Origin of the sequence: Xanthomonas sp. WHRI 7065 (assembly GCF_040203115.2) — a bacterium.
GTDB lineage: Bacteria > Pseudomonadota > Gammaproteobacteria > Xanthomonadales > Xanthomonadaceae > Xanthomonas > Xanthomonas arboricola.
In genome coordinates, this window is record NZ_CP168194.1 from 3,257,685 (window position 1) to 3,274,697 (window position 17,013).

11 protein-coding genes and 1 pseudogene are annotated in these 17,013 nt (G+C 66.9%); 6 read left to right on the forward strand and 6 right to left on the reverse strand.

All coding sequences use genetic code 11. From position 1 onward, the window contains the following. Positions 1-46 precede the first annotated feature (46 nt). Positions 47-628, forward strand: coding sequence for a ribosome biogenesis factor YjgA (yjgA, locus tag ABQY64_RS13665; protein WP_039526393.1), 582 nt, complete (start codon positions 47-49; stop codon positions 626-628). Between the two features lie 151 nt (positions 629-779). Here yjgA and tldD read toward each other — a convergent pair whose 3' ends face one another. Continuing rightward, a complete protein-coding gene (gene tldD, locus ABQY64_RS13670) occupies positions 780-2,225 on the reverse strand; it encodes a metalloprotease TldD (protein ID WP_024940782.1) in 1,446 nt (481 codons plus the stop codon). 99 nt (positions 2,226-2,324) lie between these two features. Between tldD and ABQY64_RS13675 the strand changes: the two genes are divergently transcribed. After that, positions 2,325-3,080 (forward strand): DUF6065 family protein, encoded by a 756-nt coding sequence (locus ABQY64_RS13675; protein WP_102253809.1) that lies wholly within the window; start codon positions 2,325-2,327, stop codon positions 3,078-3,080. Between the two features lie 130 nt (positions 3,081-3,210). Here the strand turns inward: ABQY64_RS13675 and ABQY64_RS13680 are convergent, their stop codons facing one another. From ABQY64_RS13680 to ABQY64_RS13690, 3 genes are all read right to left on the reverse strand, one after another. Then, positions 3,211-7,137, reverse strand: coding sequence for a YhdP family protein (locus tag ABQY64_RS13680; RefSeq protein ID WP_349780081.1), 3,927 nt, complete (start codon positions 7,135-7,137; stop codon positions 3,211-3,213). A gap of 143 nt (positions 7,138-7,280) precedes the next feature. Continuing rightward, positions 7,281-8,780 (reverse strand): ribonuclease G, encoded by a 1,500-nt coding sequence (gene rng, locus ABQY64_RS13685; RefSeq protein ID WP_024939725.1) that lies wholly within the window; start codon positions 8,778-8,780, stop codon positions 7,281-7,283. Next, on the reverse strand, positions 8,780-9,352 hold the full coding sequence (locus ABQY64_RS13690; RefSeq protein ID WP_102253807.1) for a Maf-like protein: 573 nt from the start codon (positions 9,350-9,352) through the stop codon (positions 8,780-8,782). The genes rng and ABQY64_RS13690 overlap by 1 nt, the downstream gene beginning before the upstream one ends. Positions 9,353-9,474: 122 nt before the next feature. Here ABQY64_RS13690 and ABQY64_RS13695 point away from each other — a divergent pair, with 122 nt between their 5' ends. Together ABQY64_RS13695 and ABQY64_RS13700 are read left to right on the forward strand one after the other, a co-directional pair. Further along, the gene (locus ABQY64_RS13695) at positions 9,475-10,209 is read left to right on the forward strand and encodes an SIMPL domain-containing protein (protein WP_024939727.1); all 735 of its coding nucleotides are present in this window, start codon (positions 9,475-9,477) and stop codon (positions 10,207-10,209) included. 313 nt (positions 10,210-10,522) lie between these two features. Continuing rightward, positions 10,523-13,627, forward strand: a pseudogene (locus ABQY64_RS13700) (TonB-dependent receptor domain-containing protein). Positions 13,628-13,868: 241 nt separating this feature from the next. Here the strand turns inward: ABQY64_RS13700 and ABQY64_RS13705 are convergent. Next, positions 13,869-14,108 carry a hypothetical protein gene (locus ABQY64_RS13705; RefSeq protein WP_180969204.1) on the reverse strand — a complete coding sequence of 80 codons (240 nt, stop codon included), beginning with the start codon at positions 14,106-14,108 and terminating at the stop codon, positions 13,869-13,871. Here ABQY64_RS13705 and ABQY64_RS13710 point away from each other — a divergent pair. After that, positions 14,002-14,604 carry an energy transducer TonB gene (locus ABQY64_RS13710; RefSeq protein ID WP_230582139.1) on the forward strand — a complete coding sequence of 201 codons (603 nt, stop codon included), beginning with the start codon at positions 14,002-14,004 and terminating at the stop codon, positions 14,602-14,604. The two genes, ABQY64_RS13705 and ABQY64_RS13710, sit on opposite strands and share 107 nt — an antisense overlap. A 238-nt stretch (positions 14,605-14,842) precedes the next feature. On the opposite strand, the gene rlmH is transcribed toward ABQY64_RS13710, so the two are convergent. Next, positions 14,843-15,313 carry a 23S rRNA (pseudouridine(1915)-N(3))-methyltransferase RlmH gene (gene rlmH / locus ABQY64_RS13715; protein WP_016903756.1) on the reverse strand — a complete coding sequence of 157 codons (471 nt, stop codon included), beginning with the start codon at positions 15,311-15,313 and terminating at the stop codon, positions 14,843-14,845. Between the two features lie 121 nt (positions 15,314-15,434). Here rlmH and ABQY64_RS13720 point away from each other — a divergent pair, with 121 nt between their 5' ends. Continuing rightward, positions 15,435-16,976 (forward strand): alkaline phosphatase PhoX, encoded by a 1,542-nt coding sequence (locus ABQY64_RS13720; protein ID WP_349780080.1) that lies wholly within the window; start codon positions 15,435-15,437, stop codon positions 16,974-16,976. The last annotated feature ends 37 nt before the right edge of the window (positions 16,977-17,013 follow it).

Here is a 17,013-nt window from a genome sequence, read left to right on the forward strand (position 1 = left end):
ATCCTAGTCTCAATGATGAATAACTTTTTGTTTCGGATGGATGGCAATGCGCGGACGCGACGAAGACACCGGTGAATTCCGCGGCGCCAGCCGCAGCCAGCAGCGGCGCGAGGCGCTGGAAATCTTCGACCTGGGCGAAAAGCTGGTGGCGCTCACTCCGGCGCAGCTGGCCAAATTGCCGGTGCCCGAATCGCTGATCCCGCATATCGAGGAGAGCAAGCGCATCACCTCGCATATCGCGCACAAGCGCCAGCTGGCGTTTCTGGCCAAGCACATGCGCCGCGAGGACGACGAAACGCTGGCCGCAATCCGCGATGCACTGGATGCCAACAGCGACACCGCGCGTCGCGAAGTGGCCGCGATCCACCGCGTCGAGCGCTGGCGCGAACGCCTGCTCGCCGAAGGCGACGTGGCGCTGGCCGAACTGCTGGAAACCTACCCGGCCGCCGACCGTCAACAACTGCGCCAGCTGGTACGCAACGCCATCCACGAGCGGGCCAAGAACAAACCGCCGCGCGCCTACCGCGAGCTGTTCCAGGTGCTGCGCGAGCTGTCTCAGGAGCAGGGATTGGAGAGTGGGGAATCGGGATTGGAAGACGACGAATCGGCGTCGGACGCCGACGAATAAGGCTCCGCCCGATCCATCCAGCCCCGCAACGGCCATCCTGGCCGTTGCCAATCCCAGATCCCGGCTCCCGGATCCACCCAAGCGGAACCCGCCACGCCCGGCGCTTCCTGCTGTTGCGAATCCCGAATCCCGATTCCCAAATCCCCGCATCTCAGGCCTGCGTTCCACCAACGGTGATGCCGTCGATCAGCAGCGACGGCTGGCCGACGCCGACCGGCACGCTCTGCCCGTCCTTGCCGCACACGCCCACGCCTTCGTCCAGCGCCAGGTCATTGCCGATCATGCGCACCTTCTGCATGGTCTCCGGGCCGTTGCCGATCAGCGTGGCGCCCTTGACCGGCGCGGTGACCTTGCCGTCTTCGATCAGGTAGGCCTCGGTGGCCGAGAACACGTACTTGCCGCTGGTGATGTCGACCTGCCCGCCGCCGAAGTTGACCGCGTAGATGCCCTTTTTCACCGAGCGGATCATTTCCTGCGGATCGTGCTGGCCGGCGCGCATGTAGGTGTTGGTCATGCGCGGCATGGTCAGGTGCGCGAACGATTCGCGCCGGCCGTTGCCGGTCGGCGCCACGCCCATCAGGCGCGCGTTGTGGGTGTCCTGCATGTAGCCGACCAGCACGCCGTCTTCGATCAGCGTGGTGCACTGGGTGGACGTGCCCTCGTCGTCGATATTGAGCGAGCCGCGGCGACCATCCAGGGTGCCGTCATCGACGATGGTCACGCCGGGCGAGGCCACGCGCTCGCCGATGCGGCCGGCGTAGACGCTGGTGCCCTTGCGGTTGAAGTCGCCTTCCAGGCCATGCCCCACCGCCTCGTGCAGCAGCACGCCGGGCCAGCCCGGGCCGAGCACCACCGGCATCACGCCGGCCGGTGCCGGAATCGCATCCAGGTTGACCAACGCCTGACGCAGCGCTTCGCGGGCGAAGCCTTCCGGGCGGCCATCGGCGAACAGTTCGGCATAGCCGTAACGGCCACCGCCGCCGGAGTAACCGGACTCGCGCCGCCCGCCCTGCTCGACGATCACCTGCACGTTCAGCCGCACCAGCGGGCGCACGTCGGCGGCAAGCACGCCGTCGCTGCGCGCGATCAGAACCGTGTCCACCCCGCCGGACAGGCTCACCATCACCTGCTTGACGCGCGGGTCGGCGGCGCGCACGTACTGGTCGATACGGCGCAGCAGATCGACCTTGGTCGCGCTGTCCATGTCGTCGATCGGGTCGGTAGCCGGGTACAGCGCGCGGCCGTTGCCGCGCACCAGCGAGCGGGTGGATTGCGCGCCGCCCTCGCGCGAGATTGCGCGTGCGGACTGCGCCGCCTCCAGCAAGGCGTCGCGCTGGATGTCGTCGGAATAGGCGAAGCCGGTCTTCTCGCCGGCAATCGCGCGCACCCCCACGCCTTGTTCGATGGAATGCGCACCGTCCTTGACGATGCCGTCTTCCACGCTCCAGCTCTCGCGTCGCGAATGCTGGAAGTACAGGTCGCCGAAGTCGATGCCCGGGCCCAGCAGGGCGCCGAAGGTGCGGTCGAGATGGCCGGTGTCCAGGCCGGAAGGAAGCAGCAGCCGGGTTTCGGCCAGAGTGAGAGCGTTATCGGTCATGCAGTCAGGATGGGGCCCGCGCGCCGGGGAGACAAGTCGTTCGGCTGAACATGCGGCACGGCTATCATCGCGAGTCCATCGCCACGCCGACGCCCGCGCATGAAGCTCACCGCCCACGTCCTGGATGGCCATACGCTGGACATCCGCCCCGCCCCGCACGAGCGCGACTGGATGGACGCCACCGACCAGCGCTATGCCTACCGCTGCCTGCCGCTGGCGATCGCCAATGCGCATGGCTGGGAGCTGCTGTGCCAGGCCGGATTCGAGGCCAGCTGGGACGGGCGCGACGGCCTGGATGCGATCCGGATCAGCGCCGATGCCGGCGCCGCGTCACCGGCCATCAGTCACTTCGGCTACGGCGTGCTGACCTTCCACGTGCCCTGCCTGTTTCGCACCGATGCCGGCATGGATCTGTTCGTCACCGGGCCATTGAACCGGCCCAAGGACGGCATCGGCGCGCTGAGCGGCATGGTCGAAACCGACTGGAGCCCGTACACCTTCACCATGAACTGGAAGTTCACCCGGCCCGGGCAAGTGCGCTTCGAGGCCGGCGAGCCGTTCTGCCATCTGTTCCCGCTGCCGCGCCAACTGATCGAACAGGTGCAGCCGCAGTGGAAGCCCTTGTCCGAGGCGCCGCAACTGGCGCAACAGCATGCCGACTGGACGCGCAGCCGCACGCAGTTTCTGCAGGAACTGCCGGATGCGCAGTCGTCCGCCGCGCGCGAGAAATGGCAACGCGGGTACTTCCGTGGCGTCGCCGGTGCCGATCAGGCGCCGGTGCAGGGCCACCGTTCGCGCCTGCGTCTGCCGATGTTCGTGCGCGCCGACAGCGACGGCGACAGTCCGCTCGACTGAGTGCATCGCTGCATCGGCGCGCGGGACGTGCCGCTGGCACGCTTGCCGCGTTCGATCGACTCGCCGCAAGGCCTGAGCGCCCGCGACGACTCAGCACCAGCACACGCCAGCGCGCCCGCAATCGGGCGCGTCAGCGTGGCGACCGACCGGGCGTGCCTGGCGTTGCCGTGGGCGCGCCTTCTGCCGGCGGCTTGCCGGGTGCTCGCTCGCGCACTTCGCGCTCCACCACGTCCACCTGCGGATCCTTCCACGGCCCGGTGACGTGATAGGTCTTGGCGCCGATCGCCCCGAGCGGTTTGCCGAGCACCGCATTGGCGGCCGCGCCCACCGCCGCTCCGACCGGGCCGCCGGCCACCGCGCCAACCACGGTGAGCAGATTGCCGGCCTTGGGGTTCACGTCCACGGTCTGGTCGAAGGTCTGCGCGCGCAGGTCGGTCTGCCCCCGGATGGCGATGTCGGCGGCCGGGCCTTCGATGCGGATCGCATCGGTGCGCGCGAAGCCCTCGCCGAAGCGCACCTGGCCGTCCAGCTTGTTGAAGGCCAGCCCCTTGGAGAAGAAATCGCGGAAGTCGAACATCAGCCGGCGCGGCAGCTGCGCCACGCTGAGCAGGCCGAGCACGCGACCGGCACCGGGGTCCACTTCCAGCAGCTGGCCGTTGCGCACGTCGATCTTGAGGTCGCCATCCAGCGAACCGAGCGCAAACCCGGTCGGCGAGCCCTGCCAGCCGGCATTGAGTTCCAGCTGGCCTTCGCCCCCGCGCAGCTGGCCGCCCAGGGTGAGGTTCTGCAGCAGGTTGCCGAGATTGCGGCTGTCCACCCGTGCCGACAAACGGGTGCTGGCGGAATCGCCCTTGCCGCGCCAGGCGCCGGTCAGGCCGATGTTCTGGTCGTTGGAGCGCAGTTGCAGCTGGTCCACCTGCATGCCGTCGGTCAGCCGGCTGCTGCGCAGGGTGGCCGCGCCCAGGGTCATCTTGCCGACCTGCAGGTCGTCGATATCCAGCGACAGCGGCGGGATCGAGACCGGGTCGAACTCCGCCACCGCGCGGCGCGCCGGTTCCGGCAAGGCACCAGCCAGCGGATCGCCCGGCTCGGGCACGGCCGGCTCGGCCGCTGCGGCCACCGGCTGCCAGTGCACCGTGCTCAGCTTGCCCTGCACGGCGGCGCCATCGGCATTGGGCACGCTGAGCTGGCCGGCCAGCGACGGGCCGTCCAGGGTCACCGCCACCGCGTCGCGGGTCGGCCGCAGGCGCAGGCGCGTCTGCGGGAACACGCCGCCGATCATCAGCAATCGGTCGGCCTGCACATCCACCTGCTGCAGCGGCACGGCGTCCTGTTTCGTTGCTGCCGGCTGGCCCGGCAGTGGCGGCATGTCCGGCTCGCTGCTGCCGCGCGCCAGGCTGATCCAGTCGATCGCATCCAGCGAGGCAGTGCGGCCGGTGACCACCAGGCCGTTGGCGGGCGGCCGCTCGGTGACCGTGTCGGTACCCATGACCACGCGCACGCCGGTCTGGTTGCCCTGGCTGCTGGCCTTGAGCGCAACCAGCTTGCCGAAGGCCACGTCGATGTCGCCATCGCCCACCGGCAAGGCCACCCTGACCTGCGTGTCCAGCGGCTGCGTGGCCGCCTTGTCCAAGGGTGCGGGCAGATCCAAAGTGGTGCCGACCAGCTGCGAGCGCAGTGTCAGCAACGCCTGCGCGTCGGCCTGCCCCGGCGAGGTCAGCGGCACGTCCACGCCCACCTGCCACGGTGCGCTGCCATGCACGTAGGGGCGCAACCATTCCATCTGCGGCGCGCGGTCGAACAGCTCTTTCGCATCCAGGGTGGCGCCAAAGCGCGCCTCGAAGGCCTGCTTGGGGTCCTGCACGAAGCCACCGGCACGCAACGACAACTCGCCGCTGCGGCCCTGGTGCTGCACGCTCAGGCGCTCGGCGGCAAAGCCGCTGTCGCGGTACTCGGCCTGCCCGCTGACCTGGTCGAAGGCCAGGTTCCAGCGCGCATCGCCCAGCCTGGCGCCCTGCAACGCGACCGTGCCCTGCAGATGGCCGCCCACACCGCCGGTGCGCAGGGGACGTAGCAGGTCGAAGCTCACCGCTGCCGGGCCGGACACCGTGAGGTTACGCAAAGTATCCCCGTAGCGCTGCTCCAGCGGGCTCTTGCGCAGCATGCCCAGCAGCTGCGCGGCATCGGCCCGGGTGGAGGCGCGCACGTACAGCTCGGAGGTGGCGAAGCTGGGAATGCCCGCCTCCAGAGACGCGATCGGCGCGCCGGCCAGCTCGCCCTTGCCCTGCAAGGAAAATCCGTTGCCGATAAAGCGCAGATCGGCCTGCACCTGCTCCATCGCCGGCCAGTCCGGATTGAACGGGATCACGCCGTCGCGGATCTGGCCGAAGGCCTCGAACCGGCCGTCGTTGTTGTCGAACGGCCAGTCGTCCAGATCGCCGCTGACCAGGCCGGTGCCGCCGGTGATCACGCCACCGGCAACCGCCGTGTCCAGCCAGTCGATGGCCGCCTTGCTCATCTTGGAGCGGATCCAGAACTTGCGCGCCACCGGCAGGGCGACATCGTCCAGTTGCGTGGCCAGCTGGATGCGCGGGCGGCTGCCATCGTTCTGGAACCACAGCCCGCCGCGCACGCTGGCGCCATAGTCCTTGGCCTGCACGCGCAACGCCGGCGTGGCGACCTGCCAGCCGGCACCGTCGCGCCAGCCCACGATGCTGCCGGCCAGCTGCAGCTCGTGCACCACTCCGAAACCGGTCGGCCAGTCGAAGCGCAGCGTGGCATCCGCTGCGGGGTCGAGCTGGATCGCCTGCGCATCGCCATCGATCCGGCCGCGCAGGCCGCTGATGCCCGGCGCATTGCCTACCGGCAGAAAGCCCAGTTCCTCGATCCGGGCCTGCGCGCGCACCGCTCCGCCCTGCTCACCGGCGATCTGCAGATCGGCCAGGCGCAACTGCGGCCGGGACAGGCTCAGCCAGCGCCGCAGGCCAGGCGACAGTTGCTCGCTCAAGGCGGCCGCCGCGATCAGGCCCGAGACATCGAGGTGTTTGCCCACCACCGCATAACGGCGCCCGCCGGCAATGCTCAGCCCGTCCAGCCGCTGCAGCCTGGCCGCCTGGCCCAAGCGCAGCAGCGGCGCATCCATGCGCCAGCCGCCGTCGATGGTCTGCCAGCGCGCGCGCGCCTGCAGCCGCTCCCACGCCAGCGTGCGGCGTGCAGTCTGCTCGGGCAAAGGTGCACCGGACAGACGCAGTTGTTGCAGGTCGGCATCCACGGTGACTGCGGTGATCCGGCGCGCGCGCAACTGCGCCCAGGCCTGCAGGCGTCCGCCGCCGCCATCCACGCTCATGCCGCCGAACTGCAGCAACGCCGCCCAGGCGGCCAGATCGGCCGGGTCGGCTTGCGCATAGGCGCTGCCGTCGCCGCTGTCGCGATCGAACGCGATCACCGTGGTCAACGGTGCGCGCTGCAAGTCGATCCAGGCGCGGCTGCCGACCTTCACCGTCGAGCCGTTGACGCGCAGGCGCAGGTCGATGCGCGGCAGCGTGGTGTCCACGCCGATCGACGGCGCGGCCACGCGCAGGCGCGCCTCGGCCACCTGGATCTCGCCGAGCCGGCGCAGCGCTTCCAACGGGTCCGAACGCCGCCCGGCCGGCAAGCCCTGCACCGACCACACGCCGTTGTCGCTACGTTGCAGCGTCAGCGCCAGGCCACGCAGACGCACCTCGGTCAGCGAATGGCCGGGCAACAGGCCGGCGTACATCGCCAGCAGGATTTCGGCCTGGCCCACACGCACCTCGCCATGCGGGCCGATCCGCAGGCCATCCAGCCGCAACAACGGGCCGCGCCGGGTCCATTCGGTCTGCAGGCGATCGAACGCGATCGGCTGGCCGGCGCGCTCGCTCAGCCACGCAGCGATCTGCTGCGGCCGCTGCTCGGCCAACGGCAACGCCTGGCTGGCCGCACCCACCAGCAACGCGATCGCCACCAGCGCAAGCGCAGTGGCAGTGATCGCATAGCGGCGAAACAGACGGAGACGGCGGCGCAGCGGGGTGGGCATCAGGGGCTGGGATTGGGCATTGGAGATTGGGGATTGGTCAAAGCAAAGCCGCGCGCGGTGCCGTCAAGCGCCATTGTCGGACCAAGCCACGCTACCAGAGCCGGCGTTGACCAATCCCGAATCCAGACTCCCCAATCCCGGACTCACAGCAGCACCACATCGAACTGCTCCTGCAGATACTGGTCGTCGGACTGGAAGCGGATGCTCTTGCCGAGGAATTCCTCCAGCTCGGCCACCGCGGCCGACTCTTCGTCGGTGATGCGGGCGACGACCTTCGACGAGGCGATCACCAGCAGCCGCGCCGCATCGAACTGGCGTACCGCGCGGGTGATCTCGCGGAAGATCTCGTAGGTCACCGTCTCGGCGGTCTTGATGGTGCCGCGCCCGCTGCACTGGCCGCAGGTTTCCGACAGCTGCCGCTCCAGGCTCTCGACGGTGCGCTTGCGGGTCATCTCGACCAGGCCCAGCGGCGAAAATTCGTACACGGTGGTCTTGGCGTGATCGCGCGCCAGCGCCTTTTCCAGCGTGCGCAGCACCTGGCGGCGGTGCTCGGCATCGTCCATGTCGATGAAGTCGATGATGATGATGCCGCCCAGATTGCGCAGCCGCAGCTGCCGCGCCACTGCCTGCGCGGCCTCCAGGTTGGTACGAAACACGGTTTCCTCGAGATTGCGCTGGCCGACGAACGAACCGGTGTTGACGTCGATGGTGGTCATCGCCTCGGTCTGGTCGATCACCAGGTAGCCGCCGGACTTGAGCGGCACCTGCTTGTTCAGCGCGCGCCCGATCTCGTCCTCGACCCCATACAGGTCGAAGATCGGCCGGTCGCCGGTATACAGCTCCAGTCGCTCGGCCAACACCGGCATGTACTTGGCCACGAAGGCCTGCAACTGCACGAAGGTCTCGTTGGAGTCGACCTTGACCTTCTCCACGTCACGGCGGATCAGATCGCGCACCGCACGCAACGGCAGGCTCAGGTCTTCGTAGATGATGCTGCACGGCGGCGCCTCGCGGCCGCGCCGCTCGACCACATTCCAGACCCGCGACAGGTAGGCGATGTCCTCGGCCAGCGCCTCGGCCGGCTGGCCTTCGGCGTTGGTGCGGATGATGTAGCCGAAGCCGCCGTGCTGGGCCGAGACCTCGCTGACGATGGTCTTCAGGCGCAGCCGCTCGGCCTCGTCCTCGATCCGCGCCGACACCCCGACGATCTTGGATTGCGGCAGCAGCACCAGGTAGCGCGAAGGAATGCTGATCTGCGTGGTCAGCCGCGCGCCCTTGGTGCCGATCGGGTCCTTGACCACCTGCACCACGATGTCCTGGCCGTCGCGCAGCAGCTCCACGATCGGCACCGCGGCCGCCGGCGGCGGCGGGATCGGGGTTTCTTCGGTATCGACCACGCTGGCCGGTGCCGGTGCCGGGCGCACCACGTCGTTGGCGTGCAGGAACGCGGCGCGCTCCAGACCCAGCTCGACAAATGCCGCCTGCATGCCCGGCATCACCCGCTGCACCTTGCCCTTGTAGATATTGCCGACCACGCCCCGGCGCCAGCCGCGCTCGATATGCAGCTCCTGCAGCATGCCGTTCTCGATCACCGCGACGCGGGTTTCGCGCGGGGTGACGTTGACCAAGATCTCTTCCGACATCAATGCGCTCCGAGGGCTGTGAGCAACTGCGAGGTGTGAAACAGCGGCAATCCCATCACGCCGGAATAGCTGCCGGACAGATGGCTGATAAAACGTTGGGCGCGGCCTTGGATCGCATACGCGCCGGCCTTGCCCATCGGCTCGCCGGACGCCACGTACGCGGCGATCTGCGCAGCATCGAGTGGCGCGAAGGTCACCTCCGACACCACCAGCGTCTGCACCGGGGCGCGTTGCGCGCAGACTAGAACCACGGCCGTGAGTACCTGGTGGGTACGCCCGGACAGCAGGCTCAGCATGGCGATCGCATCGTCCGCATCGGCCGGCTTGCCGAACACCCGCTCGCCCAGCACCACCTCGGTATCGGAGCCGAGCACGATCGCATCGGGGTCGCTGGCCTGCACCTGCGCCAGGCCGGCACGCGCCTTGTCCAGCGCAACGCGCTGCACGTATTGCGCAGGCGATTCGTCGGGCGCGCGCAGTTCGGGCACGTCCAGTTGCAGGGTCTGGAAAGGCACATCCAAGCGTTGCAGCAGTTCTTGCCGGCGCGGCGACCGGGAGGCGAGATAGAGCATCCGTCCAGCATACCTGTTGCCCCTCCCCGCCCGCTTGCCGATCCGGGCGGCAGTGGTCGCGTTCGACTCACAACATGTTCATCGAACCGGCAACACGCTTCCCCTACAGACAAGGAGATCTCATGCGTACCACCCTCAAACCGTTGTTGCTGGCCCTGTCCATCGCTGCCGGAACCGCCATGACCGCCCACGCCCAGACCGCTCCGAGCTACACCATTCCCAACGACGGCACCCTGCTCAACGTGTCGGCCGAAGCGGACGCCAAGCGCATACCGGACATCGCCACGCTGTCTGCCGGCGTGGTTACCCAGGCCGCCGACGGCAACGCCGCCATGCGCCAGAACGCCGAACAGATGAGCAAGGTCATGGCCGCGATCAAGGCCGCCGGCATCGCCGACAAGGACGTGCAGACCACCGGCATCAACCTCAGCCCGCAGTACACCTACAAGGAAAACGAGGCGCCCAAGATCAACGGCTACCAGGCCAGCAACACCGTCAGCCTCAAGGTCCGCGACATCTCGCGCCTGGGCAAGGTGCTGGACGCGCTGGTCGCCCAGGGCGCCAACGACATCAACGGCCCCAGCTTCTCGGTCGACCAGCCCGAACCGGCCTACGACGAGGCCCGCGTGGCCGCGCTGAAGAAGGCCCAGGCCCGCGCCGACACCTATGCCAAGTCACTGGGCCTGAAGGTGCGCCGCATCGTCAGCATCTCCGAAGGCCGCAGCGGCGGCGGCGTGCGCCCGATGATGATGGCCGCCTCGATGCGCTCGGCCAAGGCCGAGATGGACACCCAGGTCGCCCCGGGCGAGAGCACCTTGTCGATCAACCTGGACGTGACGTTCGAATTGGGTCGCTGAAGAGGCAAATCTCGTCCTGCCGCGTGCCGCTCACTGCCCTCTTCGGAGGGCAGTGTCGTTTCCGCAGCCCATCGCGAGGTGGTGCCTCATCGCCTTTCATACCAGCAATCAAGTTTCGTTTAAAACTTATAACGTGGTGACTTACAAGTGCCCAAAGTCACGTCCGGCCAGCATGAATAGGCGAATTTGTACATTTGTGCTTAAAAAAACATGAAATTTAGAGAAAACATTCTTTAAGCAACCTCTACAGCTCTCTAGCATCGGTTGTCAGCGCACCGTCATATTCGTGATGGCGCTCCTCTGGAGAGAGACGATGTCCGGCAACGTTGCTTCAAAGCGCACCTTCCATCCAGCATCGCGGGCGCGCTATGCCCGCATCAGCGTGCTTGCGCTTGCGCTGAGCGGCGCCGTCGGCGTGCTGGCGTCGGGCACTGCCGCCGCACAAAGCACCACTGCAGGTATTTACGGCAGTGCACCCGCTGCCGCCGGTGCAACCGTCACGGCACAAAGCGATACCGGTTTTGCCCGGACCGCGATCGTCGATGCCAACGGGCGCTACGCGATCGGCAATCTTCCCGTCGGCACTTATACGGTCACCTTGCAACGCGACGGACAATCCGTAGAGACACGCAAGAACATCGCCCTGCGCGTCGGCGCAGGCACCGATGTGTCCTTCGGCGGCGGTGCCGCCGGCGACACCGCCACCCTGGGCACGATCACCGTGACCGGCAAGAACATCTCGCCGGTGGATGTGTCCGCCACCGCCTCGCGCACCGTGATTACTGCCGAGCAGTTGCAGCGTTTGCCGCTGGCGCGCTCTGGCGAAGCCATTGCACTGCTGTCGCCAGGGGCCGTGCAGGGCAGCGGCTATTTCGGCAATGCGATTTCCTTCGGCGGCGCCGGCGTGACCGAAAACGCCTATTACCTTAACGGCTATCTCAGCTCCAACCCGCTTTCCAACATCGGTGGTGTCACCTTGCCGTTCGGCGCTATCGACCAGCAGGAAACCTATACCGGGGGCTACAGCGCCCGGTATGGCCGCTCCGCAGGCGGCGTGCTCAGCCAGGTCGGCAAGCGCGGCACCAACGAATGGCACTTCGGCGCACAGGTGCTATGGCGTCCGAAGTCGCTGTCCAGCGACTACAAAAATGTCTTCTACCCGGATGCCGCCCCACCTGCCGGCTATGAATACAGCGACGACAGCCTGCCCGGCACTCTTTACCGTAGCCGAAAGGACGACACCTTTTGGAATACGGTCTATAGCGTTTATGGCGGCGGCCCGCTGATCGAAGACCGCCTGTTCGTCTTTGTCGCCGCAGAGCAGGAACGCACCGAAGGCGTTTCCACCGCACGCAGGGACGACCCGGTGATCGGCCGCAACAATTACCGCACCGATGAGCCGAAGGTCTACGCAAAGATCGACTGGAACATCAACGACAGCAACATCCTCGAACTGACCGGCGTCAAGAATAATTCGCGCGATGGCGGTGCTTACAGCGATTTCAACGGATACCAGGGCGTCAACGGCGACGCCAACGGCGCATTCGCCGATACGGTCAAGGTCAACGACCGCTATTACATCGGCAAGTACACCAGCTACATCACCGACGATCTCACCTTGAGCGCCACCTACGGCAAGAGCCGTCAGACCGATTTCCGCAACAACCCCAGTACCGCACCGCTGCTGACCAACACCAATCTGCAGGACCCGGCCATCACCGGTGGCAGCGAGATCCGCAACAACCAGACCTCCAGCCAGGCGCGCGATGGTGAAAACAAGACGCGCGGTCTGCGCATCGACCTGGAATATGTGTTGGGCAGCCACACCCTCACTGCAGGTGTGGACAACATGTATTTCAATGCCAATAACGAAGGCGTCATCACCACCGGCCCGGGCTTCCGCTGGATCTATGGACGCTCTTCGCGCCCCACCTCGCCCATCAGCGCTGCGCTGGGCGTGGGTCCGGCCGGTGGCAATGGCTACTACGCCTATCGCTCCGTGTTCAATACCGCGACCAGTATGTCGGTCGAGCAAAAGGCCTACTTCCTCGAAGACAAATGGCAGGTCAACGACAAGATGCTGCTGACGCTGGGTATCCGCAACGACAAGTTCACCAACTTCAACGACGCGGGCGTGCCTTACGTGACCAGTGGCGATCAGTAGGCGCCGCGCTTGGGGTTGAGCTGGGACGTGTTCGGCGACTCCTCGCTCAAGGTCTACGGCAACGCCGGTCGCTACTACCTGGCGTTGCCTAACAGCGTGGCCATCCGTGGCGCATCACCGTCCACGTTTACGCGCGAATACTTCACCTACACCGGCATTGATGCGCAGGGCAGCCCGACCGGGCTGACGCCGGTCGCGGTCGATCCATCCGCCGGATTCTCCTGTTCGGGTAACGTCGTCTCCTCCAATCTGGAATGCGGTCAGGCACCGGATGCCGCCGGTATCGCCGCCACCGACCTGAAGTCGATGTACCAGGACGAGTTCATGCTCGGCTTCGACAAGACCCTGGGCGAGAGTTGGGTCACCGGTGCCAAGGCGACCTACCGCACGCTCGGCGCCACCATCGACGACGTCTGCGATGCCGACCGGATACGCACCAAATTGACTGCATCGGGCATCGACCCGAGCACCGTCAACGTACCCGGCTGCATCATCTTCAATCCCGGCGAAACCAACTCCTTCAGCCTGGCCAACCTCAATGGGTCCGGCCGCACCTCGGTGTCGATGTCGCCCTCGGACTGGGGCTTCGACAAGGAGGCCAAGCGCACCTATCTGGCAGTGGACCTGTTCCTGCAGCATCCGTTCGACGGCAAGTGGGAAGGCCGCATCGATTACACCTGGTCGCGTAATTTCGGCAATACCGAAGGCCAGATCAAATCCGATATCGGCCAGACCGATGTCTCCAAGACCCAGGACTGGGATGCCGCTGCGCTGATGTGGTACTCGGGTGGCTACCTGGCCAACGATCGTCGCCATCAGATCAAGATCTACGGTTCTTACCAGATCGCGCCCGAATGGCTGATCGCAGGCAATATCCGCGTGCTGTCCGGCACGCCGAAGTCCTGCCTGGGGTATGTCAGCATCAACGGCATCAGCGAAGATTCCGATGCCGGCGACCCGGTGGGCTATGGCTCCTCCTACCACACCTGCAACGGCCGGCCGTCGCGTCCGGGCGACGCCGGCCGGCTGCCGTGGACCAAGATCGTCGACCTGGGCCTGACCTATCGCCCGGCGTTCGCCGACAACAAGCTCGCCATGACCCTGCAGGCCTTCAACATCTTCAACGAGCGCAAGCCGCTGCAGGTCGATTCCACCTGGGAAGACAGCCCGTTCACCCTGTCCAACACCTACAACATGGGCGCGTTCTTCACCCAGCCGCGCTACGCGATGTTCTCGGTGTCGTACGACTACTGACGCACTCTCCCGTCAGCGTCGTTTCCCCAGCCCCGCAACGGGCTGGGCTTTTCTACCGCAAACGCCCAGCTCCGGCTGGGCGTTTGCCTAGGAGTCCTCCTGTTTGTTTGCGCCTTCAAAAGCTGGCCAGCGATCGATATCGACATGGTCGCGGAATCGCTCCGGCATCCTTCGCGATGTGCAACGCCTTCACAGATACGCGCCGCGCTTGTGCAGCCGCGCACGCTGAGGTAAACCTACGCTACCGGATGGTGTAGTGCGTCCGGGTCGCGCTGGTCCTTTCCGCAGTTCCGTTGAGGAGGTGGATGATGGTTCGCACGCAATCGCAGGTTTCTTCCCGATCCACCGGCATCGACACGTCGCGCGTTCTGGCGATGAGCACGGCGGTGGCCTTGCATCTGCTGGCCGGCGGGTTGTTGTTGATACCGCTCTCGTACCGGGCAATTCCGCAGCAGCCCGCACCGAAAGAACGCTGGGTCATGCCCATCACCATCGAGACGCCGCCGCCACCGGTGTTTCCGATCGAGGTGAAGTTCAAGCCGAAGGCAACGCACACACCGCCGACCACGGTGCCGGTGCAGGTGCAGACCCCGTTGATCAGTGAGCCCGCGGTGGTCGACAACGCAACGTTCGCCTTACCTGCGGTCTCGGAGGCGGCGTCTGACAGCGCGCCGGCGATTGCCGCGCCCAGCAGCCCGATTGAGGCAGGCCAGCTGCAGTATCTGAGCTCACCGGCGCCGAGTTATCCGGTGGCGGCACTGCGTGCCGGGCAGCAAGGCACGGTGCTGCTGCGCGTGTTGGTCGGCACCGATGGGCGCCCGGCCGAGGTGAGCGTGCAGACCAGCAGCGGTCATCGCGCGCTCGATCTGGCGGCTCGTAGCCAGGTGCTGCGCAACTGGCGCTTCCAGCCGGCGATGCAGAACGGCCAGGCCGTGCAGGCCTACGGCCTGGTGCCGGTGAGTTTTTCGTTGAACTGATGCGTCATCACCTGCGGCGACCCGGACGCCCGGTCGCCGCATGGTCTGGCGTTGCGCAGCCAGCTGCTGCAAGGCCACGGTTTCAGCTGTTGCATGCGCATCGTTGCAGTGCGCCTTGCGTGCACGCGACGACGTGCGGTCTCGCGGATCGGGTTGAGGGCACGCCCGGCTACTCGCCCGCACACCCATCTCGAAAGCGCAGCGGCGACGCGCGGCTTACTGCCCTCGCGCATGCCGCTTAGGCGCGGTGATACGGATGATTGGCCAGCATCGCCGCAGCACGGTACAGCTGCTCGGCGACGATCAGGCGCACCAACATGTGCGGCAGGGTCAGCGGGCCGATCGACCAGCTTTCGCTGGCGGTTTTCAGCACCTCGGCGGCATGACCTTCGGGGCCGCCGATCAGGAACGCCAGATCGCGGCCCTGCCCGCGCCAGTGTTCCATGCGCTGGGCCAGCTGTTCCGAACTGAGCGGGCGGCCCGGGATATCCAGCGCAACCACGTAGGCGTTCTTGGGCAGCGCGGCGAGCACGCGGCGGCCTTCGTCGTCGATGGCGCGTTGTGCATCGCGGCCCTTGCCGCGCAGGCCGGGTTCGATCTCGACCAACTCCAGCGGCATCCAGTGCGAGAGACGTTTCTGATATTCGGCAAAGCCCTGCGCCACCCAGGCCGGTGCGCGCTCGCCGGTAGCGATAAGTCGGCATTTCATGACCACATGATATCCGCGTCACAGCCTGGGCATCGGAACCGAGTCGATCACACCGGTGTCATGGTGCGGTTACAGCGAGCTTCTAGGGTCGGCGCACTACCCAGCCCGCAGGAGTCGTTCGATGCCGATTTTCGATCCCGCCCGCCGCCAGGTGCTCAAGGGCAGCGCTGCCGTGATGGCCGCCGGTGCGCTTGGCAGTTTGAGTGCGCTGCAGTCGCGCCAGGCCCAGGCCGCCAACAGTTCATCGCCGCCGCTGCAACTTGCCCCGGTGCCCAGCCGGTATGGCCCGCTCGCACCGGTCGCCGACCAGAGCACCGGACTGCCACTGCTACAGCTGCCGCGCGGTTTCAGCTACCGCTCGTTCGGCTGGAGCGGCGACCGCATGGACGATGGCCAGCCCTGCCCCGACCGCCATGACGGCATGGCCGTGGTCGGCCTGCGTCGGCCCGACTGGCGTCCGGGCAGCGACCCGTTGCGCGGCCTGGAATATGTGCTGATCCGCAACCACGAACGCGGTGCGACCACGCCGTTCCGCGCACCGGCGATGTACGACACCGGCATCGTCAGCGGTACCCAACTGGCCGGCGGCGGCACCACCACGCTGAGTTACGGCCGCCGCGGCTGGGGCAGCCTGGAGCCCAGCCTGGGCGGCACCCTGGTCAACTGCGCCGGCGGCCCGACCCCGTGGGGCACCTGGCTGAGCTGCGAGGAGATCAAGACCAATGCGGTATCCAGCACCGGCCGCAAGCACGGCTACGTGTTCGAAGTGGACCCGGACAGCCAGCGCACCACCGGCCGGCCGCTGGTCGGGCTGGGCCGCTTCAGCCACGAGGCGGTGGCGATCGATCCGCGCACCGGCATCGTCTATCTCACCGAGGACGATCGCAACAAGGCCGGTCTGTACCGCTTCATCCCCAACGACCGCCGTGGGCGCAATGGCTCACTGGAAAACGGTGGCCGGCTGCAGGCCGCCCGCGTGCGCGGGCGGCGCAATGCCGATCTCACCGTCGCCAGCATCGGCCAGCAGTTCCAGCTGGAATGGGTGGACATCGAAGAGCCGGATCTGGACAGCATCGCCGCGCCGGCCGGCTTTGCCGACATCGGCGCCAACGACACCCTGAGCGGGCCATTTGCGCAGGCCTGGGCAGATGGCGCGCTGCGCATGAGCCGTGGCGAAGGCATCTGGTACAGCTACGGCAAGCTCTTCATCGTCGACACCAGCACCGGCGTGGATGCGCAGGGCCGGCGCGGTTACGGCAATGGCGCGGTGTGGGTGCTGGACCTGTTCACCCAGCGCCTGAGCGCGCTGTTCGTCAGCGGCAATCAGCTGGCCGCGCACAACCCGGACAACGTCACCGTCAGCGCGCGCGGCGGCGTGGTGCTGTGCGAAGACGGCGGCGAAAGCTCGGACGAATACGGCCCCGGCGCGCGGCTGCTCGGGCTGACCCGCGGCGGCGAATCGTTCTATCTGGCCAAGAACAATGTGCAGCTCACCTCGCAGCAGATCGCCGATGCCGGCAAGACCATTGCCGAGGGCGACTACCGCGATACCGAATTCTGCGGCGCCTGTTGGGATCCGCTGGCGCGCACCCTGTTCGTCAACATCCAGACCCCGGGCATCACGCTGGCGATCACCGGGCCGTGGGAACGCGGGCCGTTGTGAGCCTGTGGCCCTGAGCTGGCTGTCTTAGGCACGGGGC

Coding starts and splice junctions, on each gene's coding strand:
- ABQY64_RS13675 (WP_102253809.1), top strand. CDS start 2,325: ATGAAGCTCACCGCCCACGTCCTGGATGGCCATACGCTGGACATCCGC.
- tldD (WP_024940782.1), bottom strand. CDS start 2,225: ATGACCGATAACGCTCTCACTCTGGCCGAAACCCGGCTGCTGCTTCCT.
- yjgA (WP_039526393.1), top strand. CDS start 47: ATGCGCGGACGCGACGAAGACACCGGTGAATTCCGCGGCGCCAGCCGC.
- rlmH (WP_016903756.1), bottom strand. CDS start 15,313: ATGAAATGCCGACTTATCGCTACCGGCGAGCGCGCACCGGCCTGGGTG.
- ABQY64_RS13680 (WP_349780081.1), bottom strand. CDS start 7,137: ATGCCCACCCCGCTGCGCCGCCGTCTCCGTCTGTTTCGCCGCTATGCG.
- ABQY64_RS13705 (WP_180969204.1), bottom strand. CDS start 14,108: ATGACCCAGCGTTCTTTCGGTGCGGGCTGCTGCGGAATTGCCCGGTAC.
- ABQY64_RS13690 (WP_102253807.1), bottom strand. CDS start 9,352: ATGCTCTATCTCGCCTCCCGGTCGCCGCGCCGGCAAGAACTGCTGCAA.
- ABQY64_RS13720 (WP_349780080.1), top strand. CDS start 15,435: ATGCCGATTTTCGATCCCGCCCGCCGCCAGGTGCTCAAGGGCAGCGCT.
- ABQY64_RS13695 (WP_024939727.1), top strand. CDS start 9,475: ATGCGTACCACCCTCAAACCGTTGTTGCTGGCCCTGTCCATCGCTGCC.
- rng (WP_024939725.1), bottom strand. CDS start 8,780: ATGTCGGAAGAGATCTTGGTCAACGTCACCCCGCGCGAAACCCGCGTC.
- ABQY64_RS13710 (WP_230582139.1), top strand. CDS start 14,002: ATGAGCACGGCGGTGGCCTTGCATCTGCTGGCCGGCGGGTTGTTGTTG.